This window comes from Collinsella sp. TF09-1AT (assembly GCF_003436895.1).
In the GTDB taxonomy this organism is placed as follows: Bacteria; Actinomycetota; Coriobacteriia; order Coriobacteriales; family Coriobacteriaceae; genus Collinsella.
This window is the reverse complement of sequence record NZ_QSRC01000007.1, coordinates 80,226-103,216: the sequence shown is the minus strand read 5'-3', so window position 1 is coordinate 103,216 and position 22,991 is coordinate 80,226. Positions and strand designations below refer to the sequence as shown.

Genomic DNA, 22,991 nt, shown 5'->3' with positions numbered 1-22,991 from the left:
GGGCCGCGCCCGCCTCGAGCGGGCGGGCGTTGAGCGCGTCGGCATGGCGCTCGCGAATCGAGGCATGGGCCCCCTGGCGGGCGGCGCGGTCGGCAGAATCCGCCGCCGCCACACGTACACGGTCGCCGATAACGCCGGCGTTTTCGGGGGCGGCAGTCAGCGACTCCTCAAAGGTAATGCCCGCATCGCCAAAGGTGAGCTCCATCGACTCGCGCGCACCGCGGTCGGGAATGGCAAACACGCAAGCGTAGCGCTTGCCCACAACCTCCTGAATGCGCGTCATAAATCGATTGTCCGAGCCCGCAATGGCCGGCTGCTCAATCTTGAGCTCGGCCGTAACCGCGCCGCCGGCACGAATCAGGCTCACGTAGTTCAGACGCTGCTGAGCACCAAAGTCGAGCTGCTGGGCACGCACGTACAGGCCGTCCAGACGGTCAATCCCCGCCTCGTCGGCACGGGCTTCGATATCCTCGTAGGCACGTAGGCAGTCGTCGAACAGCGAGCGCGGCTCGGACAGGACCACAAGTGCCTTGCCGCTCACGTGCGCCAACGGGCTCACGGTCTGGCCGTACATCACCGGCAAAAAGCGGTCGAGCTCGGGCGTGACGATGCGCGCGTCCACCATCTCGAGCAGCGCCGCCAGCTTGCTGTCGTCCTGGCTGGCGCGGTAGAGCGCCACATGCATGTTGTGGACGGCCTCGTCGGTGAGCGCCAGCTCGCGGCAGGGGAAGATCTCAATGCTGTCCTCGTTGCCGATGGTTTGGCCCGTGGAACTCACCATGCGACGGATGCGGTCGATCTCGTCGCCAAAGAACTCAATGCGCACGGGTGCCTTCTCCTGCGCGGGAAACACCTCGACGGTGTCGCCGTGCACGCGAAACAGACCGGGCGCATCGGCGGCACCGGCATTGGTGTAGCCCATGCCAACCAGGCGCTGCGGCACCTCGTCGAAGGGAATCTCCTCGCCCACCGTAAAAGTAGTGGACTCCCAATAGCGGCTCTCGACCGGCGGCACGCAACGCAGCAGTGCGCGGGCCGAGGCGACCATGATGCAGTTGTCCCCGCGCACGATGCGCCCGAGCGCCTCGCAGCGCTGGGCCACCACGGCGTCGTCGGGCGCCTGCTCGCGCCAAGGGTAGTCCTTGCGCTCGGGAAAGCGGCACACGTGCGCCAGGCCCACATAGGCGGCCAGACTGCGTGCAGCGCGATCGGCCGCATCCTCGCCACTCACAATGTAGACCGTGGGGCGCGGGCGACGCGCAAACTGGGCTGCCGCCATAAGCGTGCGACCCGACTGCGACACGGCCAGCGTCACGTCCTCGCCGGCATCGAGCCCGGCCTCGACGGTCTGCAGTGCCTCGGCAGTGTAGAGCTGCGCGGCTATACGGTGAATGAGCATGCTGTTCCTCCGGCATTGCAACGCCAAAAGCCCGCCGGGGCAAGCTCGGCAGGTCGTACGTCAAATACATTGTCTGTCATGGTAGCGCATGGAGAGGACTCCAGCTCAAGGGCAAACCTAGCCCCGCAAAAAACGCCAGACGAAGATGCGTTCCGCCCTACCCCGCTACGCGCACGCTGGGGCACAAATCTGCCAGCGGGCACTCGTCACACTTGGGTTTGCGGGCGTCGCAGATCTCGCGACCAAAGGTGATCCACTGATGGTTGACCGACTCCCAATACTCGTGCGGCAGAATCTTGAGCAGATCCTGCTCGGTCTTGAGCGGCTCCTTGGCATGCGTCTTGGGACTCAGCATTAGGCGATGCGCGATGCGGTTGACGTGCGTATCGACCGCAATGCCCTCGACAATGCCAAACCCCACGTTGAGCACGATGTTCGCCGTCTTGCGCCCCACGCCCGGCAGCTTAACGAGCTCTTTCATGTCGGCCGGCACCTCGCCGCCATAGTCGGCGACGATCATCTGCGCGGCCTCGACGGCATGCTTGGCTTTGCTCTTGTAGAAGCCGAGTGACTTGATGGTGTCCGCCACGTCAGCCACGCTCGCCCCGGCCATGGCCTCGGGCGTGGGCCACTGGGCAAACAGCCGCGGCGTCACCTTGTTGACCTGCATATCGGTCGTTTGCGCCGAAAGCAGCACCGCGATCAGCAGGCGGAAGGGATTCTCGTGGTCCAAAAAGCACTCGACCGGGCCATAGCGACGGTTGAGGCGCTCACACACCTCGATGGCGCGCTCGCGCTTGGCGGCATTGGTCTCGCGTGGCATAACGACTCCTCGGCTCAACGGCACAATAAACTTATGAGCACAATTGTCCCACGTATAGGATCGTTACGCTTCCAAAAATGCGCCGGTCTGGCGGCTCCACAGGCTTGCATACTCGCCGCCCGCCTCGACAAGCTGCGCATGCGTGCCGTCCTCGACGATCTCGCCGTCGGCCAGCACCACGATGCGGTCGAGCGCCGCCACGGTGGACAGGCGGTGCGCCACCACAATGGAGGTACGTCCACGCATCAGATTTTCGAGCGCCTCCTGCACCAGAGCCTCGGACTCGCTGTCGAGGGCAGAGGTCGCCTCATCGAGCACCAGAATCGGCGCGTCGGTTAGGATGGCGCGGGCGATAGCCACGCGCTGACGCTGGCCGCCCGAGAGCTTGACGCCGCGCTCGCCCACCATGGTGTCAAAGCCACGGGGCAGGCGGTCGATAAACTCCAGGGCATTGGCCAGGCGCGCCGCCTCACGAATTTGCTCGTCGGTGGCGTCGGGGCGGCCGTAGGCGATATTCTCGCGAATGGAGCGGTGGAACAGCAGCGCCTCCTGCGGAACGTAGGCAACCTGGCGGCGCAGGCTCTGCTGCGTGCAGCGCGAGACATCCTGACCGTCCACGAGTACGCGGCCGCCCTGAACATCGTCCAGGCGCAGCAGCAGCTTGGTGAGCGTCGTCTTACCCGAGCCCGATTTGCCCACCAGGCCCACGCGCTGGCCCGCCGCCACATGAAGCGTCAGGTCATCGAACACGCTCTCACCCGCCGCAGCGTCACGGTACGCAAAGCTCAGGTGCTCAAAATCAATCGCGCCCTCGGTCACTTTGAGCTCAGGGGCGTCCGGGTCGTCTGCCACCAAACGTGGCTCGTCCAGCACGCGCGTCATCTCGGCAGCGTCACCCAGCGCGCGGTTGATACGCTGCATCATGGAGCTCACGTAGTTCAGACGCATGGTGAGGTTGTACGTATAGGTAAAGATCATGACGAGCGCGCCGGCCGAGATGCCAAACCACGCGTTGCCGCCCGCCACAAACACGCTCACCACGGCCATGGTGATGACGATAAGGCCCGAGGTCGTAAAGTTGCGCTGCATCATGGCGTGCATCGATACCGTCTCAGCATCGCGCGCGGCGCGGTCGGCGGCATCGAACAGATCGTGCTCAAAGTCCTCGCGCCCGCAGGTCTTGACGGCCAGGATGTTCGTGACCGCGTCGGACAGCACGCCCGAGAGCTTGTTTTGCGCGGCGGACGTCGCGGCCGAAAGCGGCATGATGCGCTTGTACATAAGCCAGACAAACGCAATGTAGACGACCATGATGCCCACCAGGATCACAGTAAATGTGGGCACCACCGGGGCGAGTGCCGCCACCGTGCAGACGACCGAGGTGATGGTGGGAATGAGCGAATACACCGTCACGTCCACCAGTCCCGTATAGCCGCTCATAAAACGGCTCGTCTGGCTAACGAGCGATCCGCCAAAACGGCTGGTGTGAAATGTCATGGATTGGTTGGAGAGCGTGTCGAAGCACAGACGCGCCAGGTGATAGTTGCCTGCGATTTCGAGCTTGTAGACGGTGTAGTCCTGTAGCTTGGAGAGGATCTGACCCACCAGGTTAACGAGTACGAGCGCCAGGATATAGGGGCCGAAGACCTCAAACACCTGGTCACCCGCCACGGGACCGGCTTGAACGCGGTCGACAATGAGGGCCATCACATAGGTATTGGCAAACGTCAGCAAAAAGATGTAGCCCGCCGACGAGAACACCGAGAGAAAGACGATCAGCGGCTGTGTGCGCGTGACGTCCCAAAAACGCTGCAGCGTGCGACGCACGGTTGAGCGTTTGAGCGGACTGGTGCTTCTCTGAGACATGGGCTTCCTTTCGCATCTGATAGGGCGAAACACCATTGTTGCACATTAAAGTGCGCTTTAGGCAAGTGCGATGCGAGAAGCGCTGCGCCCCGCGCCTGCGCAGACGCCCCGCCGTCAGGTGCGGCTAGTCCTCGTCTTCTTGCCCTGCAAGCAGGCCCGCAGACGTGAGCCCCAAGACCTCGTCGGCCTCCTCGGCATCTTCCAGCGCGTCGATATCCTTGAGCTTGCGCTCCATAACGTTGGTGCGCGTGGTGATGATGCCCTCGACCGTCTTGCCCGCGGTCTCGATCTGCTGCTGGGCGCGGCGCAGCGCCGCCTGATAGCGCGGCAGCTCGGCCTTGACGGCGGAAAGCACACGCAGCACGTCGTCGGTGCGTTTTTGCAACTTAAACGTCTGGTAGCTCATCTGCAGGCTGTTGAGGATGGCGGCCATGGTGCTGGGACCGGCTACGTTGACGTGATAGTCGCGGCCCAGGGTCTCGATAAGCCCGGGGCGGCTGACGATCTCGGCGTACAGTCCCTCAAACGGCACGAACATGATGCCAAAGTTGGTCGTTGCCGGCACACTCAGGTACTTTTCGCAAATGTCTTTAGCCTCGCGCTTGACCATGGTGTCGAGCGTCTTGCGCGCGGCGGCGACGGCCTCCGCGTCGCCCGACTCCTGGGCATCGAGCAGATGCTCATACGCATCGCCCGGGAATTTGGAGTCGATTGGCAGCAGCACGGGGTCTCCCTCGTCCACCGGCAGCTTGACGGCAAACTCAACGCGCTCCGAGGCGCCGGGCTTGGTGGCGACGTTTTCCAGATACTGGTCGGGCGTAAGGATGTCCGACAGGATCGCGCCCAGCTGCACCTCGCCCAAAATACCGCGCGCCTTCACATTGCCCAGCACGCGTTTAAGGTCGCCCACGCCGGTGGCGATAGATTGCATATCGCCCAGGCCCTTATACACGGCCTCGAGCTGGTCGCTCACCTGCTTAAACGATGCCGACAGACGGTCGTTGAGCGTGCGGGAGAGCTTCTCGTCCACCGTCGCGCGCATCTGATCGAGCTGCACGTTGTTGTCCTTGCGGATGGCGCCCAGCTGGGCATCGACCGTCTCGCGCACCTTGTCCAGGCGCTGCTCGATGCCCTCGCGGTTGGCGCCGAGCTGTTGGGTCGTCTCGCGGCGCAGGTCATCCATACGGTCACCAGCTTGCGAGAACTCGCGTGCGATGGCCAGGTAACGTTGCTGCTCCACGGCCGCATCGGTCGTCTGCTGCTGCGCGATGGCATTGGCCGTGCGGCGGGTTTCAGCCAGCGCGACGTTCAGGGCATCGAACGCGTTGTTGGCCTGCTCGAGTGCTGCCAGCGTTTCCGCGCTACTGTCGCCACGCTCCCGCAACTCGGCACGCAGGCTCTTGAGCTGGATGGCGCAAGCCACAGCAACCCCCACCGCCACCAAGGCGATCACAACAAGCACAATATCAATAGCAGACATAAACTCCGCCCAACAAACCCAATCGAGCACCAATCAAAACCGCGATCAATCTTACCCCGCCATACACACGGATCACTCACTGCCTTGCAGACAAATTTCTCTTAGAGCCGCGGGCGCTAAAACGCTAGCTCTCCCAGCCGGCGCGGATGGTTGTTATGACGTCACCTAGGCGCTGGCCCAGTGCCGCTAGATGTTGAAGCACCTCGTTGGGCGATGCGCCGTTGAGGATGCACGTGAGGGCATACGACGCCAGAAAGATGGCCGCAAGCCCCAACGGGATGAGCACGATCATCGCCAATGTGCGCAGGCGCTGGCCCAAACGGCGGCGGCGCGCGCGGCGTTTGTCGAACGCGAGCTCCTGCGCATATGAATCTTGCTGTACGGAATAGGCCTCTGGCGCCGATTCACACCCGGGCACAGCTGCAGGTACAGCAGCGGGCACGACGTTTTGCACAGGCGCCTGGTTGGCAACCCCTTGCATTTGCATCTCCATGAGTCGTTGCTGCTGACGCAGCATGCGCTCAGCTTGTTGCTGCGGAGTCTCAAGAAACAGATCCATGTTGGCCTCCAAAATCGGGGCATTCGACGCTTACGGCCAGCATCCCGCACCGCCATGACCACGGCAACGCAATCGCCGGCAATAGCCACAAAGTTTCTTTTGCTCAAAAGCTGTCGAAAAGCTCAACAACTCCCCTACCAGCACTTTCTCTGAGCTTTTTTCGCCAGCAATCTTTTGGCCTTCCACCCTTACGCCAGCTGACCAAAATCTAACCAAAAGCTTGACGAAAATTGTGGAGACCGGGACCTCAAGTAAAACGTGACAGCCCCAAGCGAAACAGCCTGGACAGTTAGTTCAGATATGTATAAATCAGACCCCCCCCACAGAAGGGCCGACACGCTCCGTTTGCCGCATTTTAGTCCCCCATAACGGACATCAAAGACCCAAAGTCAGGCGTAACAGGCATCCAAATGACGCCCAACAGACCTCCAAGGACCCAAAAGACAGCCATCGAGCGATTGGAAAATACGAATCTGAACTAACTGTCCACCCCCACACAAAACGTGCCGCCCCATAGGGGGCGGCACACAAACTTTAATATCAGCTTTTCTGTAGCGAGCACGCGACGACCCAACGCCGGGGCGCGGGGCGGGGAGATACCTTTCCCTCGCGCGACTCTGCGAAGCCGTGAGCGAGAGGGAAAGGTATCTCCCCGCCCCGCGCCCCGCAGCAGCCAGCGCCACGCGCTAGTAGTTCACCACCTGCTCCTCAAAGTACGCCTTCGGGTGGTTGCACACCGGGCACACCTCGGGCGCCTCGGCACCAACATGCAGGTGTCCGCAGTTCAGGCACTTCCACACCTTTACGCCCTCGCGCTCAAACACCTCGCCCGACTCAATGCGCTCGACGAGCTTGTTGTAGCGCTCCTCGTGAGCCTTCTCGACAGCAGCGACGCCACGGAACTTCGCGGCAATCTCGGCAAAGCCCTCCTCCTCGGCGGTCTTGGCAAACTCGTCGTACATCTCGGTCCACTCGTAGTTCTCTCCCGCGGCGGCATCGCGCAGGTTATCCAGAGTGCTGGGAACGGCGCCATCGTGCAGGTACTTAAACCACAGCTTGGCGTGCTCGGACTCGTTGCCCGCCGTCTCGGCAAAGATATTCGAGATCTGAACGTAGCCGTCCTTTTTTGCCTTGGATGCATAGTAGCGATACTTGGTGTGCGCCTGAGACTCACCGGCAAAAGCGGTCTCGAGGTTCTTCTTGGTTTGAGAGCTCTCAAAATCCATAGGTGTACTTCCCTTCAATACATGCCGCCCATAGGCTTTGAGCGGCCTTATTTTATGGTACCCCCTGCCGAAAATCTAAACCTTAAAAATTCGAGCGGGCTACACACTCAGCCAACGATCGTCCTCGGAGCGGCAAAAGCCCTCGCGCTCCAGATCGGCCAGAATACTCGCGACCAGCTCACACTCGACCGGCGCTCGACCGGCCGCCGCCTCCATCTCGTCAACGCCTGCGACGGCCTCATCGAGCGTAATCCCCGCCGGCTGGCCATCGCGCGCTGCCAGCAACATGCGCACGATATGCGCGCGCTTTTGGCGACGCGAGCCCTCAAACTTTGATTGACGGCTATAGCCCGCCGAGCGCCTGGACGGATTGGGCAACGTCTTTTTTAGATATACGCCGTAATCTAGCAACGCGTAATACCACGCGCGCGGCGTGTCGGCATCATCGAGCGGCACGGCAAAGGGAGCGATCTCGTCGGGCGCCGCACCGGGGGCCGCCGGACAGGCCGCCTGAATCAGCGGCACCAGTTCGCGATCGGGAACGGCGGGCACATCGGGAAAGAAATGATGCAGAAAGACCGTGCGCACGTTGGTCTCCAGATACACACCCGGAAGATCAAACGCAAACGACCGGATACCCTGCGCCGTTGCCGGGCCAATACCAGGCAGAGCGACCAAGTCGCGCGTCTCACGCGGAAACTCCCCATCCCAGTCCTCTGCAACGCGCTGAGCGGCCTTGTGGAGCGCCAGAGCGCGTCGGTTGTAGCCCATGCCCTGCCAAGCATCTAAAACATCGGAAGGCGCGGCCTGAGCGAGCGCCTGGACGGTCGGAAAACGATCGAGCCACGCCGGCATGCGCGTCTCCACGCGCGGAACCTGTGTCTGCTGCAGCATGACCTCGGAGAGCCAGATGATATATGGGTCGCGCGTGCGGCGCCACGGAAGGTCGCGATAACGCAGGACCCCTTCCGAACGAATCATCGAACGAAAGGGGTCCTGAATCATGGCAATGCTCCTTATGCGGCGCTATTCCTCCCGGCAGGCGCACGCACAGGTGGCGTACTCGGGAAACGCATCGCGATCGGCGAACTTGGGATCGACAGCCGGGAACTGGCGATGGGCGACGATGTCGCCGAGCGAAACGGAATCGAGGTAGTCGCGCATCAACGCCTGGGCTCCGGCCCACAGGGGATGATAGCAGCACGTGCCCATGCGCGCACAGTCACCATCGGGCGCGGTGCAATCGTTCATAACCATAGGGCCCTGAACAGCCTCGACGACCTGGCGGATGGTGACATCGTCCGGACTGACCTTGAGACGCATTCCACCGTGGACGCCACGCAGGCTCTCCACAATACCGGCCTGGACCAAACCGTGTTGGATCGAACGGGCAAACGAATACGGGACATTGACCTCTTCGGCAGCGGTGCGAACAGAAAGCAAACGCTCCGGGTCCTCGGCAAGCATCGCCAGCATACGAAGGGCGTAATCAGTCTTCCTCGATATGTCCATTTTTCCCCTTTCAAGGAATACGAACAGCTCGAACGAGCTCCGGGGCCGAGCTTGTGTCGAGACGCTAAATGACCGCTAGGACATCCAAATGATAAATAGGATATCCACTGAGTGCCGCGCTTGGAGCGAAATGCATCAGATGCGGCCTACAGTGCAATTTAGTATAACCTAACCCCCTGTCTCGTTGAACAGGTGTTGCGCAACAAAGCTGCTGTTTAGACAGATATACTTATTGGATTTTACTTGCGTTCCCGAAGGCGCGGGGATTCTGGGCGAAGATGCGCTAGGGCGATCGTTCTATCGAAACAAAGTGCATTAAACGCAAAAAGCCACGTCCGAAGACGTGGCTTTAATTGCGTTGGCGGGAAGTACGGGGCTCGAACCCGCGACCTCCGACGTGACAGGCCGGCGCTCTAACCAAACTGAGCTAACTCCCCAGGCAGGCGTTCGCGTTTGTTTCCGCTCGCGTGCGCTGCGGGGATTAGTATACACAGAAGTCTGTCCGGCACGCAATAACTTTTTTGAAAAAATTTTTCGGTCCCTCCGGGAGGGTCTCCGGGGCTGAGGGCGGGGGTTAAGTTTGCTGCTCTACAGTCCTGCGCAAGACGGAAAGCACATTAAGTGCTTTCCTTTGCGTGCGGAACTCGCGACAAACTTAACCCCCGCCCTCAGCCCCGGAGACCCTCCCTGCCGTCACATTATTCAACCAGTTTTGCGGGCGTGCGCCGCTGCGCGGCTAGCCCGCGTGCTCCTCGGCGGGGTTGGTCTGATGGATCTTGTTGAACTTTGACCTTTGGCTCATAAAAAACGGGAGATGCGATCTGCATCCCCCGTTTTTGTTGCGGTTACTCTAGGTCAATAAACTTGGTGCTTATGATTTGGCCGTCGTTGACGAGCATTCTGGCCATGGTGGGGCCTCGGGTGCCTCTGGGGTAGCTGGCGCTGCCCGGGTTGAGGACCAAGCAACGGCCCACTTGGGCTTCTTTGGTTACGTGGGTGTGGCCGTTGATGGCTACGTCTACGGATCCCACCGGGAGGTCTTCGCGGTAGTGGGCTACAGCGAATTTGAGGCCTTCGTAGGTAAAGAGCGCCAGGCGATCCACATCGGGGCCGTAGTCGCGGTAATAATCGTTGTTGCCCAGTACGGCCCGCACAGGGGCGATGGTGCATAGATGCTCGTAGTCCATCTCCGACGTAAGGTCGCCGGCATGGATAATCAAATCCGCACCTTTAAGCTCGTCTAAGAGCGCGGGCGAAAGATAGCCGTGGGTGTCCGAGATGATGTCGATACGCTTGGCGCTTGCACTGTTCATGGGATCCCTTCCGCAAAAAACGATTTGGCAGATACATACAAAAAGGCCCCACGGCTCCGCAGACGATAGGTCCACAGGGCCGCGGGGCCAGTGCGCTAGAGACTCAGAGCCTTCTTGAGCGGCACGACGCGGCGGCGCGAAACCGGCACGCGTTCGTCGACGCCCGTAATGCCCAGCTGGATGGCGCCCGAGGGCACCGTCTCAACGTCGGTAACGCACGCCAAGTTGACGATATAGCGGCGGTGAACACGGAAGAAGCCAAAGTCGCAGAGCTTGGCCTCAAACTGCGCCAGCGAGGTCGTCGACAAAAAGCGATCATCGACGGTATAGATGCAGGAGTAATCGTCCTTGGCCATGATAAAGCGAATGTCGTCCACGGGAATGAGCACCTTGCGGCCGCCCTTTTCCACCGGGATACGCTCGATGGTCACCTTGCTGTCCGTAACCGGCTTAGCGCGTTGCATGACCTTCTCGATCGCGCGATCCAAGCGAGCTTCCTCGACCGGCTTCATCAGATAATCGACAGCATCCACGTCGAATGCCTCGACCGCATGGTCGCTATACGCAGTCACAAACACGATCGCCGGCGGATTTTTGAGCTTATGCAGCGCCTCGGCAAGCTGCAGGCCCGAGGCACCGGGCATCGAGATATCGAGAAACACGACATCCACGCGACTTTCCATAAGCATCTCGATGGCGGAGCGGACGCTCGACGCCTCCGTGATCGTGCCGATCTTGCCCGTTTGCTCGAGCAAGAAGCGAAGCTCCGAGCGAGCCGGCGCCTCATCATCCACAATCATCGCACGCAGCATAGGGATAAAACCTTTCGTCAACTAACTACGCCGGGCATCCGTCGCATGACGTTGAGCCCGTAGCCTTTTATTTTACTCTTGAATGTCAAAGATGCTCTCTGACAAATCAAGATGAAGAAGCACTTTGGTGCCCTTGCCCGGCGCCGATTCGACACGCGTATAGGAGTGTGGCCCATAAAAGCGATGGATGCGCTCCGAAATATTGTGCATGGCCACACCGGCGCCGCCGCCCTGGGGAGAGCTGGCGTCGGGACGGGCAGAGCGCTCGTCAAACAGTCTGGCGGCGGTACCCTCATCCATGCCCACGCCGTTATCAGCAACGGCAATCAAGATTGCATCCTCGCCGTCTTGGTGAACGGTCACGTCGATCCTCAGGGCGCCGTCATCGCCCATACCATGACGCACGGCGTTCTCGACAATCGGCTGAATCACGAACGCCGGCACCAGCGTATCTTCCACGTCCTCGGACACATCGAACGTTGCAAGCACGCGGTCCTCGCCAAAGCGGGCCTTCTCAAAGGTAAGGTAGCGCTTGGTCTGTGCGACCTCGCGCGAGACCGGAATAAGCGATCCCGAGTTGTCGAGCGTGGCGCGATAGAACGATGAGAACTCACGAAGCAGTTCGCGGGCCCGCAACGGGTCGGTGCGCGTAAACGATGCAATGGTGTTCAGCGTGTTGAACAGGAAGTGCGGGTTAATCTGTGCCTGCAGCGCACGCACCTCGGCGCGCGCCGTGAGTTCCTTTTGCACCTCGAGCTCGTGGATGGCGAGCTGCGTGGACAAGATCTCGGCAAAGCCCGAGGCAAGCGCGTACTGAGTACGGTCGACGGCGCGCGGGGTCTTGTAGTAGAACTTGAGCGTGCCGACGGTACGATCGCCCACCTTGATGGGAGCGATAATGCCGGCGGGGACTTGGTTGTGCGAGCCGTCCGAACCCACGACATCCACCATACGGTTGAACGACTGCACGATGCCATGTTCGATAACGTAGCGCGTTGCAAGCGTGTGGATGGGAGAATCTGGCAATAGTTTTTCTTCAAACTCGCCCGCGCAGGCAAGCACGTTTTCCTCGTCGGTGATGGCCACCGTCATGGCGCGCGTCTCGGGCAAAATGCGCTGGCACACCAAACGCGCCGACTCCTGCGTCAGACCGCCCTTAATGTCCTCGAGCATGGCCGAGGCCACCGAGAGCGTCTCTTCGGTGTACTGCGAGCGCACCGAATCGGGATTGAGCGTCAAAAAGATAAAGATGCACAGAAAGATGCACAGCAGCGCGCAGGCAATCACCGTGGCGATCGGCTCGATGCCGGTCACCAGGGCAAAAATAAAGTACATCAGCACGCAAATGGCGCAGGCAACGGCAATGATGCGAAAGATTGATAATGAACTATCGCGCTGGGCGCGGCGGTCGATCATTCGGCCCCCTCCAGGATACTGATCAGTTGTGCGTCACGCCAAAGCCCGTCCATGATCTTGGGCCAAAAGCTCTGGAAACGCAGGTAGCTTGCGGCGTTTTGGCGCGCGTAGGTCTTTGCCTCGTCAATACCGTGACGCCAAATGCGAAGGTAGCCCTCGTGCTCGCGGGTAAACATGCTGCGGACCATGGCGGTCTTGCGCACGCGGTCGTCGAGCTCGCGCGAAATCCACGGGCCCGGGTAGGGCATGAGCGATGCCGCCGTAACGGGAATGAGCTCCTTTTGATGCGCGGCAAATGTCAACTTGGCCCGTTCGTAGTACCAACGGTATACATCCTGCATAAAGCGCGGCGAGCGCTTTTCGGACTCTGGAGGCAGATGACGCACGGTCCACTCGTTATCGAACCACACGTCGTAGCCAAACATGCGCATGTTAAAGAGGTAATCCAAGTCCTCGCCGCGGGTGATAAACGGGTCAAAGGCCACACGCGTAAAGGCGCGGGCGTGCAGGGCCATCAGGCCGCCGCACACGTAGTTGGAGCGCGAGATGCGGGTGCCCGAGAGCGCCTTTTTCATCCAACGGTTGAACTCGATGCGCTTGGTCCACCAACGATGGCAGATGCCCGCCTTGTCCGTGGGAGCCAGCGGCGATCCGTCGCGATCGTAGAAATAGCCGCTCTTGACCAAGATCGGCAGGCCCTGACGCGTCTGCTGACCCAGCGCGTAGGTCGCGCGCTTCATAAAGTCAGCATCGATGACAGTCTCATCGTCATCCAAAAAGATAACCGCGTCATGCCCCAGCACAGCGGCACAGGCCAGCCCCATGTTGCGGATGGCGCCGTAGCCTCGCAGACTCACGCACTCGCCCGAACCCTTGGGCGCGATCTGAGCAACCCGGTCTGCGATGCGCGAGGCCTGGGTGTTGGTGACAACGGTGACCTTGAGCGTGGGATGCGCGTCGACAATCTCGTGCACGCGCAGCGACACATCGGCTGTGGCAGAAACGGGACAGACCACCAAAAGGATGATGCGCGGGATGTCGCGCACCTGTTCAAGCGAGGCCAGGCAGCGGTCGAGTTCGGGATTGTCGGCGTTGAGTCGTGTCGAATGGTCATAGGTGCCAGGGGCGTTTGCGCGAGCGTCATCGCCCGCCCAATACGTTGGAATCACGACCGTGGCGTTCATGCCTTACCCTCCCTGCAACACAAAAACGGGACGCCGCCAAACACAGGCGACGCCCCGCGACCTAGCTGACTCCATCATACCCACTTGGGCTAATCATTGTTCGAAAGTCAGAATGTTTATTGCGGATAGCCCCAAAAGAGTATCGCGGCGGACGCAATTACCGGCAAGTTCCTATGCGGCCTGCTCTGCCGTTTAAGACATGCGGGACAGACGGACCAGCAGCGCAAAGCCCACCACCAGCAGCACGCCGATAGACAGGACGCCCAGCGAGGGGTTGCCGGTCAGCGAGGTGACGACCGACACCAAGAAGGTGCCCATAACACTTGCATAGCGGCCAAAGATATCAAAGAAGCCGTAGTACTCGTTGGACTTTTCCTTGGGAATAATGCGGCCAAAGTAGCTGCGGCTGAGCGCCTGCACGCCGCCCTGGAACAGGCCGACCAAAATGGCAAGCACCCAAAACTCAAAGGCGGTCTTGAGGAAGAACGCGGCAAAAAGCACGATGCCCATATAGGCGGCGACTGCCACCAAGATCATGTTGAGCGTGCCCACGCGGCCGGCGAGCTTGCCGTAGATGATGGCGGACGGGAAAGCCACAAACTGCGTGACGAGCAGCGCCAGGACCAACTGGGTCGAATCGATGCCCAAGGCCGATCCGTAGCTGGTTGCCATGGAGATGACCGTGTGCACGCCATCGATATAGAAGAAGAACGCGATCATGTAGACCAGCACGGTCTTGTTGTGGGCGATCTCGCGCATGGTGTGTCCGACCTCGGAGAACACGCCGCCCACAATGTGGCCGATGGTGTCTTCGGGCTTGCGCTCGCGACCGTATTTTTGCTTATAGGTGCGGATGAGCGGCAAGGTAAAGATGAGCCACCAGGCGCCGGTGATAATAAACGACAGGCGCGTGGCCAACATGGTGGGGACGCCAAGGGCCGGACCGCCCATAATGAGCGCCAGGCAGATGATGAACGGCACGGTGGAACCGATGTAACCCCAAGCGAAGCCCGAACTCGACACGGCGTCCATGCGCTCATCGGTGGTGACATCGGGCAACATGGCGTCGTAGAACGTCATAGACGAGTTGAGGCCGATGGTGCACAGCACATAGACGGTCAAAAACGCCATGGCGGACATCGGGATAGCCTGTGCAAAGCAAAGCACGAGACCCGTCAGGAAGAAGCCCAAGAAGAACTTGATCTTGTTGCCGGCGTAATCGGCAAGCGCGCCCAGAATGGGCATGAGCATGGCAATGACCAGCGAGGCAATCGTCTGAGCGTTGCCCCAAGCGACCACCAGGTCTGCCGAGGAAGCACCGGTATTGATGGCGTTAAAGTAGATGGGCACCACCGAGGTATTGAGCAGTACGAGGGCCGAGTTTCCCACATCGTACATGACCCAGTTACGCTCGAGCTTGGTGTATTTCATGGACAGGGACCCTTCGTATTCGCCCGATATGCAGTTAGTTCATCGTACCCCAATTGTCCAGAAGCGCCGGTAAGGATTCGGCAAAGGGGCACGCACGAGCCCTACTCCTCGCGGTCGAACTCCTCGTCGGCGCCGAGCACGCGACCGCTGTAATTGACATGGTTGGTCACGGCTTCCATATCGCCGGTCTCGATAAAGCGGGCAACCGTGCACTCGTAATCGAACAGCGCGCGGTCAAAGACCTCGGGGAAGCTCTCGGTCGAGACTTCATCGGTAAAGGGGTTCTTCCATGCCAAGTGGCCCAGGTTGCCGGTACGCTCGGGCAGCCCGGTCGTCACGCGGTGCGCAAGGCCGTCGAGCAGCGAATAATCGTGCACCAAGCCCTCAACCAGCGAGATCGCGCGCGTCTTTACGGAGCCGGCCGGCTCAATCGCGCGGTAAAGTCGCTGCATATTGGCTACGGCAGCACCGTACTCCCCCACCGGGATATCGATGCCGTACACGCATCCGGCAACATAGCTCATCAGCACACCGGCAACGCGATTGATGCGATCGGTGGTAACGATCTCGCCCGCCGGCGGATAATCCTCGACCGTTGCCCCATCGCGCTTGAGCTGCAGCATCAGTACATCCAGGTCGCTCTCGATCACGGCATGGACCTGACTGCTCGAATCCTCAAGCTCTGAATCGGACTCCACGATGCCAAACTGTTGCTCATAGACAAAGGGATGGGCGTTGCGGTCGAGCACGTAATGAGACAGCAGGCCCAGCGCAAACGCACGGCCCAGGTTGGCATCGCGCGGCAGCAGGTGCGACACGCCATCGCGCAGACACGAGAACTGACGCGACATGCGCGACCGATGCATGACCTGCGCCAGCAGCGTGCAGTCGGAAACACGCGGTGTCAGAATGTGAAAGAAAAACGGGTCGGGGCCTTGGTTGCCCAAGATAAAGGCAATGCGCTCTTCATCGGACGTGATGACGCCCTGCGGAAGACGGTCGATGCTTTCCTCGCCAAACAGATGATGGGTGATAAGCGCGGGCATAATGATCCTTTCGATTTCATTCGATGCCACCCATTATGCCCACCGCGCGCCCATACCAAACCTGCGATGGTAAACGACGGCACGCAAGCCTCTTACGCAAGCCCCAGGTGCGACTTGACCTCGGCGGCACGACGACGGGACACCGGCACCGTCGAGCTCACGCGGTCGAGCCTGAGCTCCATCAACCCCGTGGAACCAATCTCAACATTGTGCACGTCTTCCAAATTGACCAGATAGCTGCGATGAACGCGAATAAAGCCCTCGGAGCCCAAGCGACGTTCGAGCGAAGAGATCGACTCATTGATCAGATATGTTCCCTCGGCGCAGACGGCGTTGCAAAAATCGGCACGCGCCTCAAAGTAGCAGACATCCGCCACGGGGATGAACACCTTTTTGCCCCCGCGATCCACCGTCAGGCGCAAGGGCTGGCGCGGAGCATGGACGACACGACGAACGCCCAGGGCGGCCTCGATCTTATCGAGCGCCTTTGACAGGCGGGCATCCTCGACCGGCTTGACGACGTAATCAATGGCATCGAGGTTATAGGCATCGGCCGCATACTCGGCAAATGCCGTCACAAACACCACGACCGGCGGCGTTTTTAGGTTCTGCAGCGTCTCGGCAAGCTCGATTCCCGAGCGGCCGGGCATCGTGATATCCAAAAACAGCACGTCGGGCTTGTTCGACAGAATCGACTCCACGGCCTCGGTGACATTGCCCGCCTCGGCAATCTGTCCCACACGTGCATCCTTTTCCAGCAGATAACGTAGCTCAGCCCTAATAGGAGGCTCGTCATCAACCACCAAGATGTTCCATCCCTCGGACATATGCGCTTCCCCTCTTTTTTCTCTCAATCCAACCGCGCGCTACACCTTCATCGGCGCCGGCTCATGCGGCTCGCCGTTCAGCTCGACGATGACCTGCGTTCCCACACCCTCCTGGGACTTCACGCGCATGCCGGAATCTTCTCCGTAAAAGAAATGGATGCGCTGAAGCACGTTGAAGAGCGCCAAGCCGCAACCTCGCTTGACGGAGCCGTCGGCGGTAATGCTCTCGGGCTCCTCTCGGCGATGCTGCTCAAACAGGTGCGCGCAGACTTCTTTGCTCATGCCGATGCCATCGTCCTCGACAATGATCTCCAAGCCGTCATCGGTCTCGAAAGCCCTAACATGAATAGAAAGCGGCTCGGTCTCGCGCTGCGCGTGCTTGATGCAGTTTTCGAGCAACGGCTGCAAGATAAACGGCGGCACCATGCAATCGCGCACCTCAAAGTCGATATCGACCGAGACGCGCAGACGGCCGTCGCCATAACGAGCCTGCATAAGATTGATATAGCGAGTGCCCTGTTCCACCTCGTGCTCGAGCGTTGTGAGGGTATCGGAATCGGACAGTGTCTGACGGTAGTAATTGGAAAAGTCGATGAGCAGCGATCTGGCCTTGTCCGGCTCGGTACGCACTAGCGACACGATGGTGCTGATGGTGTTAAACAGAAAATGAGGATCGACCTGCGATTGCAAGGCGCGCAGCTCCACGCGAGCTGTAAGCTCGTCCTGGCGCTCGAGCTCAAAGCTCGCAAGCTGCGTGGAAATGAGGTCGGCAAAGCCCGAGGCAAGCGCCGTTTGGCGCATATCGATGCTGCTCAGACGGGGATAATACAGCTCGAGCGTGCCCACGCAATGCCCGCGCACGGTGAGCGGTGCGACGATACCGGCGCGCAGGCGCGGAAAGTAGCCACCCGTCTCGGTCGAGGCATCGCGCGAAAACACGCTTTGCTCACCGCTGTTGATTACGTTGAGCGTAGTCCGCAGCACAACCGGAGTGCCCGCGGGGCATTTTGCCGAGTCCTCGCCCCAGCTCGCCAGCACCTGCTTGCCGTCGGTAAAGCAGATGGCCGAAGCAATGGTCTCGGAAAGGATGATTTTGGAGGCGCCCAGGGCCGCTTCGGGCGTAAGGCCGCGCGACGTGTAGGCGAATATTTTTGATGCGATGGCGAGCGTACGGTCGGTAGCGCTCGACGTGAGGTCGTCGGGGACCACAAAGACATATGAAAAGAAGAAGCACAGCATGACCAAGCCGGCAATGACGACAACGCCCGGGACGGGGTTGGGATTATCAGTCAAATCCCAGATAAGCAACAGGATAAGCGCCGGAACGACAAAACCGAGCAAGATGGCCTGAACCACATGCTGGGCCGTACGAAAGACCTTGGTAGAGTTGTAGCTCTTACCCAGAATCAGCCTATTGAGATCCACCGTCATCCCCTTCTTACTGACGCACCCCATAGCAATAAAGAGGGCCGCAAGCGACCCTCTCCATTGCATTATGCAATCAAATACTGTGTTTTACATCCAGCCATCGATGAACGGTAGCTTAGGCGCTGTACTTGTTTGCCTCGCCGAAGGTGCCGGCCTCGACAATCCAGCCGTCCTTCATGATGACGTCCATGTTGTCGGTGTTGAGCACGTGGATGTCGGCGGCGACGTCACCATTGACGACCAGCAGGTCGGCGCACTTGCCGGCCTCGATGGAACCGGTCTCGTCCTCGATGTGGCACATCTTGGCACCGTTGAGGGTGGCACAGGTGATGGTCTCGACCGGGGTGAAGCCGATCTTGTCGACGAACTCGTACATCTCCTCAATGGAGCAGGTGCCGTACGGGGTGACGAAGGAGAAGGAGTCGGAGCCGATCGTCATGACGACGCCGCGCTTCTTGGCCTCGCGCAGGCAGTCGTAGTTGCGCTGCAGTTCCTTCTCGACCAGGGTGCCCTCGTACTTGTCGTGCAGCTCGGGGACGTAGACGGGCGGATAGGTGGCGTACCAAGTGGGCAGGAAGGCGATCGTCGGGGTGAAGAAGGTGCCCTGCTCGGCCATGAGGTCCATGGTGCGCTCATCGATATCGAAGCCGTGGATCAGCTGCTCGCAGCCAAAGCGGACGGAATCGTAGGCAGCGGCGTGGTTGTTGTAGCAGTGGCTCCACACGGGGATGCCGACCATCTTGGCCTCTTCGACCACGGCCTGAATCTCCTCGGAGCAGTAGTGCTGGTCGCGGCCGGAGTCCCAGCGCCAGATGCCGCCACCGGTAGCCCAGATCTTGATGGCATCGGGGTTCTCGCGCAGGCGACGGCGGACGGCCTTACGCAGATCCCAAGGACCGTCGACCTGATCGCCCCAGGGGTGCGATTCCTTGTTGAGCTCCTGGCTGCAGTGGTGGGAGTCGCCGTGGCCGGCAACGCGGCAGAAGCCAAGGCCGGTTGCCAGAACGCGCGGGCCCTTGAAGACGCCCTTGTCGATGCAGTCACGGATCTGGATACCAAAGCGGCCGATCTCGCAGACGGTGGTGAGACCGTGGGTGAGGCAGTCGTAGGCCTGCTTGACGGCGACGGCCTGCTTCTCGAGGAGCGGCTGCATGACCCAGTCGGTGTCATCGTCGGTCAGGTTGCCCGAGAAGTGCAGGTGGGTGTCGATCAGGCCGGGAAGGACGGTCTTGCCGGCGGCGTCGATAACCTCAACGCCCTCGGGAAGGTCCTGCATGACACCGGCGTACTCGATCTTGCCATTGTCGTCGACGAGAACGAGGGAGTTCTCGACCGGCTCGGCACCGGTACCGTCGATGAGCTTGCCGCCAACGATTGCATACTTAGTGGACATGGTTCCTCCTTATGGATCCATATAGTGGGCGAGGCCGCGTTGGGTTAAGGCCTCACAAAACTACCCAAGTGGTGCCGGGTTCGGTGCGCGGGAGAGAAGGCCCCGCGCACCCGATCCGTCCCGGCTAGGCGTTATTTTTTGCGGGAATTGGTGAAGGCCATGAGGGCCAGGCCAACAGCCAGCCAGCCGATCACGATGCTCCACTCCACCATGTTGAGGGAGGCGGGAGAGAACGGGATCACGAGCAGGCCAATGATGGTGCCGCAGGCAACGATAGCGAGGCTGATGCCAAACTTGCCGCCGGGCACCTCGTAGGGACGAGGCAGGTCGGGCTCGGTGAAGCGCATGCGCAGGCAAGCGAGGGCGACCATGCCGCAGGAGAAGATGAAGGCGAGAGCCGACACGTTGGTCAGAGGGATGAGCATGTTCTTGCCCAGGAACGGACCGACGACGGTGATGACGCCCAGAACGACGCAGGCGAGCTTGGGAGCGCCGGACTTGGGATCGACCTCGGCGAACTTCTCGGGCAGCTGGCCCTTGCGGCCCATGGCGAGCATGATGCGGCTCGTGGCGCCGTAGAAGGAGTTCATCGGGCCCATGGGTCCAAGCGTGGCGATGACGAGCATGGCCAGGTACAGGAGCATGTTGATGCCCTTGAGGCAGGCAAGCGCGGGAACCGGGCTCTTAACAAACTCATGCCAGTCGAGGATGGTGCCGAACGAGTAGATGCAGACCATGTAGAAGCCGCCGGCGGCCAGCAGGGCCAAGGAGATGATCTTGCCGAACTTGTTCCAGTTGAGGCCCTCGGCTGCTTCCTCAGCCTGCTGAGGAATGGTGTCGAAGCCGGCGTAGAAGAACGGGGTCAGAACCAGGACCGAAACGATGCCTGCGAACAGGCTGGTGCCCTCGGTAGCGGGCTTGCCGCCGCCAGCACCGGTGACCTGGGAGAACACGGGCATGGCGTTGTCCGGCGAGCCGGTGAACAGCGAGACGCCCATGGCGAGTAGCATGCCGCAGAGCAGGGCCTTGGTCAGGAAGGCCTGCAGCTTGGCGGCCGAGCTGGCACCGCGGAAGTTGAGGAAGATGACGTAGGTTGCAAAGCCGAGCGCGATCAGCGTCGGGAACAGGTAAACGTCGGCGCCCAGGATGGTGTAGAGCTTGACGGCGCGCAGCCACTCAAGGCCGGGCAGGCTGCCGAACATCTCGGACACGAGGGTCGAGATGGCGATGGCCTCCCACGGGCACAGGATGCCGTTGCCCAGGGCCAGGAGCCAGCCGGTGATGTAGCTCATCGTACGGCCAAAGCTACGATCGACATACTCGACGATGCCGCCCGAAATGGGGATAGCAGCCGTGAGCTCACCGAAAACAGCTCCGACGGGCACGAGGAAGATTGCGCCCAAGAGGAATGCAATCATAGCGGGAACGGGACCGCCGCCCACGACCATCCAGTCGCCGACCTGCAGAACCCAACCGGTACCGATGATGGCACCGAAACCGATGGTGAAGAAGTTCCAGAGCGAAAGCGTTTTCTTCATGCCGCCGTTGTCCTCGACTGCAACTTCTGCGTTCTTGTCCGCCATTGTTCCCCTCCTTTCCTTTTTGACGCCCCCTGGCGTCACCCCTTGCGCGGCCTGTTCGACCGCGCGCTTTTATTTCGTGGCTTTAAGATACGGCCTCGGCGCCACGCTGCCGCTTATGGCTCGACCGAAGGCAGAACTGCAAAACGAGCGGCGCCGTTTTTGGGACGAACGGCGGGAGACGTCATTCGTCCTGGACGCTTTCATCTTGTCTGCTTTTGGATACCTGTTGCCGTGACGCTTGGCGCGCGGCGCGGCAACGTTCATACCATTTGTCAGGCTTTTGGCGCACATACCCATGTGTCGTGCATCTTTTTATGTAGGATAGACAAGTTACACACGAGGCAAGGTGATTCGAATGGTATACGGATACAATGACGGCGACCAACGGCCACAAAGCGTGCGCCTTGCCGGCCGCACCACGCCAACGCCCAGAAGCACCTCCGACAACGGCAACCAGCAGCGCCCCCAAGAGCAGCCCGGGGCTTCTTCTCGGCAACAAAGCCGTACCGTGCAGCAGTCAGACCGCGTGAGTACGAGCACACGCCAACGCCAGACCGACATATCGCAGCCGCGCCGCTACGATCGCCGTAAGACCGACTACTACGTTAAACGCTCCTTTTCGCGACCTCAACGCGATCGCGGCAATTCCGCCCCTCACCCCGCGTCGCATACCACAAGCCACGTGCTTCCGGCCCGCCGCCTACGCCTTGCGCTTTGCTCCATCGCCGCCTGCCTCGTCTTTGTGTTTTTGGGATCCTGTATCTCCCACGGATCAGCCGGTCTTGAGCCCACTGCCGAGGACAAGCTGCTTAAAGCTCCCGTCGCGCCCGGTTACTCCTTTGCGTTCTCGACCCCACGCTCGCAATGGCAGGCCGGTACCATGCCCCACATCTACCAAATTGACCCCGCATGGTCGGAGCTGTCCTATGCCGGTGGCACTATCCGCGAAAACGCTTGCGGTCCCACTTGCCTCGCCATGGTCTATATCTTTAAGACCGGCCACACCGATAAGACGCCGGTCGATATATGCGCGCTGGCCGAAGCCGGCAACTACGCCCCCACTGGTGCCACCGAGTGGTCGTTTATGACAGGCGGTGCGTGGCAGCTGGGACTCAACGGAACACAGCTCTATAACGATCGTGAATCGATTACCCAAGCACTTCGCTCGGGTGCGCCCGTTATCGCCGCAGTGCACCCCGGTACGTTTACCAACGTAGGCCACTACATCGTGCTCTACGGCATCGACGATGCCAATCAGATTGGCGTCTACGACCCCAACTCGGCCAGCCGCAGCGCCCGTCGCTGGGGCGTCGTAGAGGTCCTCAACGAAGTCGAAGCCATGTGGGCCTACTACTAGTCATTGGGCACTCATTGGGGACAGACTTAAACGAGTGGTCGTTGGGGACAGTCTTACGGACGCCGGCCGAGAGCAGACAAAAAGGGCCATCCCGAACTGCTTGGAACTGCCGGCACGGAAAGCGCATCCTGCTTTGGGGCCCAATAGCGGGATGCGCTTTCCGTTAGCGGCCCGTTTGGGAAACTAGGGACCGCTTTTCGACAAAAATCTGGGATGCATTTTCCGATTGAGGGCCTCAAGGGAAACCGCACCCCATGTTGGACGCTCATTCTGGGATGTGCTTTCCGCAGTTGATCGATGCGGCCTTTTAGGACTGTCCCAAGCTGCCGGCAGGAA

The 22,991-nt window shown here is 60.4% G+C and carries 18 protein-coding genes, 1 tRNA gene and 1 pseudogene; 1 reads left to right on the top strand and 19 read right to left on the bottom strand.

The features are described 5' to 3' along the window. The 19 genes and pseudogenes from DXC90_RS09610 to DXC90_RS07420 all read right to left on the bottom strand — a co-directional run. Positions 1-1,399, bottom strand: a pseudogene (locus DXC90_RS09610) (transcription-repair coupling factor); the annotation flags it as partial. Positions 1,400-1,556: 157 nt separating this feature from the next. Further along, complete coding sequence (gene nth / locus DXC90_RS07505; RefSeq protein WP_117735431.1) at positions 1,557-2,222, bottom strand: endonuclease III; 666 nt, start codon at positions 2,220-2,222, stop codon at positions 1,557-1,559. A gap of 63 nt (positions 2,223-2,285) precedes the next feature. Beyond that, the gene (locus tag DXC90_RS07500; protein ID WP_117735430.1) at positions 2,286-4,088 is read right to left on the bottom strand and encodes an ABC transporter ATP-binding protein; all 1,803 of its coding nucleotides are present in this window, start codon (positions 4,086-4,088) and stop codon (positions 2,286-2,288) included. A gap of 124 nt (positions 4,089-4,212) precedes the next feature. After that, on the bottom strand, positions 4,213-5,568 hold the full coding sequence (locus DXC90_RS07495; RefSeq protein ID WP_117735429.1) for a DNA recombination protein RmuC: 1,356 nt from the start codon (positions 5,566-5,568) through the stop codon (positions 4,213-4,215). A 124-nt stretch (positions 5,569-5,692) separates the two neighbouring features. Continuing rightward, the gene (locus DXC90_RS07490) at positions 5,693-6,127 is read right to left on the bottom strand and encodes a hypothetical protein (RefSeq protein ID WP_117735428.1); all 435 of its coding nucleotides are present in this window, start codon (positions 6,125-6,127) and stop codon (positions 5,693-5,695) included. A gap of 686 nt (positions 6,128-6,813) precedes the next feature. Beyond that, positions 6,814-7,353 carry a rubrerythrin gene (gene rbr / locus DXC90_RS07485; protein ID WP_117735427.1) on the bottom strand — a complete coding sequence of 180 codons (540 nt, stop codon included), beginning with the start codon at positions 7,351-7,353 and terminating at the stop codon, positions 6,814-6,816. Positions 7,354-7,452: 99 nt separating this feature from the next. Continuing rightward, positions 7,453-8,358 carry an adenine glycosylase gene (locus DXC90_RS07480; protein WP_117735426.1) on the bottom strand — a complete coding sequence of 302 codons (906 nt, stop codon included), beginning with the start codon at positions 8,356-8,358 and terminating at the stop codon, positions 7,453-7,455. A 21-nt stretch (positions 8,359-8,379) separates the two neighbouring features. Beyond that, on the bottom strand, positions 8,380-8,865 hold the full coding sequence (locus DXC90_RS07475; protein WP_117735425.1) for an Rrf2 family transcriptional regulator: 486 nt from the start codon (positions 8,863-8,865) through the stop codon (positions 8,380-8,382). A 359-nt stretch (positions 8,866-9,224) separates the two neighbouring features. After that, a tRNA-Asp gene (locus DXC90_RS07470) sits at positions 9,225-9,302 on the bottom strand. A 408-nt stretch (positions 9,303-9,710) separates the two neighbouring features. After that, positions 9,711-10,178 carry a YfcE family phosphodiesterase gene (locus DXC90_RS07465; RefSeq protein WP_117735424.1) on the bottom strand — a complete coding sequence of 156 codons (468 nt, stop codon included), beginning with the start codon at positions 10,176-10,178 and terminating at the stop codon, positions 9,711-9,713. 95 nt (positions 10,179-10,273) lie between these two features. Beyond that, the gene (locus tag DXC90_RS07460; RefSeq protein WP_006235156.1) at positions 10,274-10,990 is read right to left on the bottom strand and encodes a LytTR family DNA-binding domain-containing protein; all 717 of its coding nucleotides are present in this window, start codon (positions 10,988-10,990) and stop codon (positions 10,274-10,276) included. Positions 10,991-11,062: 72 nt separating this feature from the next. Further along, positions 11,063-12,406 carry a histidine kinase gene (locus DXC90_RS07455; protein WP_117735423.1) on the bottom strand — a complete coding sequence of 448 codons (1,344 nt, stop codon included), beginning with the start codon at positions 12,404-12,406 and terminating at the stop codon, positions 11,063-11,065. Beyond that, on the bottom strand, positions 12,403-13,590 hold the full coding sequence (locus DXC90_RS07450; protein ID WP_117735422.1) for a glycosyltransferase: 1,188 nt from the start codon (positions 13,588-13,590) through the stop codon (positions 12,403-12,405). The genes DXC90_RS07455 and DXC90_RS07450 overlap by 4 nt, the downstream gene beginning before the upstream one ends. A 192-nt stretch (positions 13,591-13,782) precedes the next feature. After that, positions 13,783-15,021: an MFS transporter gene (locus DXC90_RS07445; protein ID WP_117735421.1), complete on the bottom strand. Its 1,239-nt coding sequence runs from the start codon at positions 15,019-15,021 to the stop codon at positions 13,783-13,785. Between the two features lie 101 nt (positions 15,022-15,122). Next, positions 15,123-16,067 (bottom strand): zinc dependent phospholipase C family protein, encoded by a 945-nt coding sequence (locus DXC90_RS07440; RefSeq protein WP_117735420.1) that lies wholly within the window; start codon positions 16,065-16,067, stop codon positions 15,123-15,125. A gap of 92 nt (positions 16,068-16,159) precedes the next feature. Further along, positions 16,160-16,894 carry a LytTR family DNA-binding domain-containing protein gene (locus DXC90_RS07435; RefSeq protein ID WP_117716143.1) on the bottom strand — a complete coding sequence of 245 codons (735 nt, stop codon included), beginning with the start codon at positions 16,892-16,894 and terminating at the stop codon, positions 16,160-16,162. A gap of 39 nt (positions 16,895-16,933) precedes the next feature. After that, positions 16,934-18,325: a sensor histidine kinase gene (locus tag DXC90_RS07430; RefSeq protein WP_233502246.1), complete on the bottom strand. Its 1,392-nt coding sequence runs from the start codon at positions 18,323-18,325 to the stop codon at positions 16,934-16,936. Between the two features lie 112 nt (positions 18,326-18,437). Beyond that, a complete protein-coding gene (locus DXC90_RS07425) occupies positions 18,438-19,715 on the bottom strand; it encodes an amidohydrolase family protein (protein ID WP_117634436.1) in 1,278 nt (425 codons plus the stop codon). Positions 19,716-19,846: 131 nt separating this feature from the next. Beyond that, on the bottom strand, positions 19,847-21,298 hold the full coding sequence (locus DXC90_RS07420) for an APC family permease (protein WP_117735418.1): 1,452 nt from the start codon (positions 21,296-21,298) through the stop codon (positions 19,847-19,849). 355 nt (positions 21,299-21,653) lie between these two features. Here DXC90_RS07420 and DXC90_RS09765 point away from each other — a divergent pair, with 355 nt between their 5' ends. After that, positions 21,654-22,655 carry a C39 family peptidase gene (locus DXC90_RS09765; protein ID WP_233502245.1) on the top strand — a complete coding sequence of 334 codons (1,002 nt, stop codon included), beginning with the start codon at positions 21,654-21,656 and terminating at the stop codon, positions 22,653-22,655. Positions 22,656-22,991: the final 336 nt, after the last annotated feature.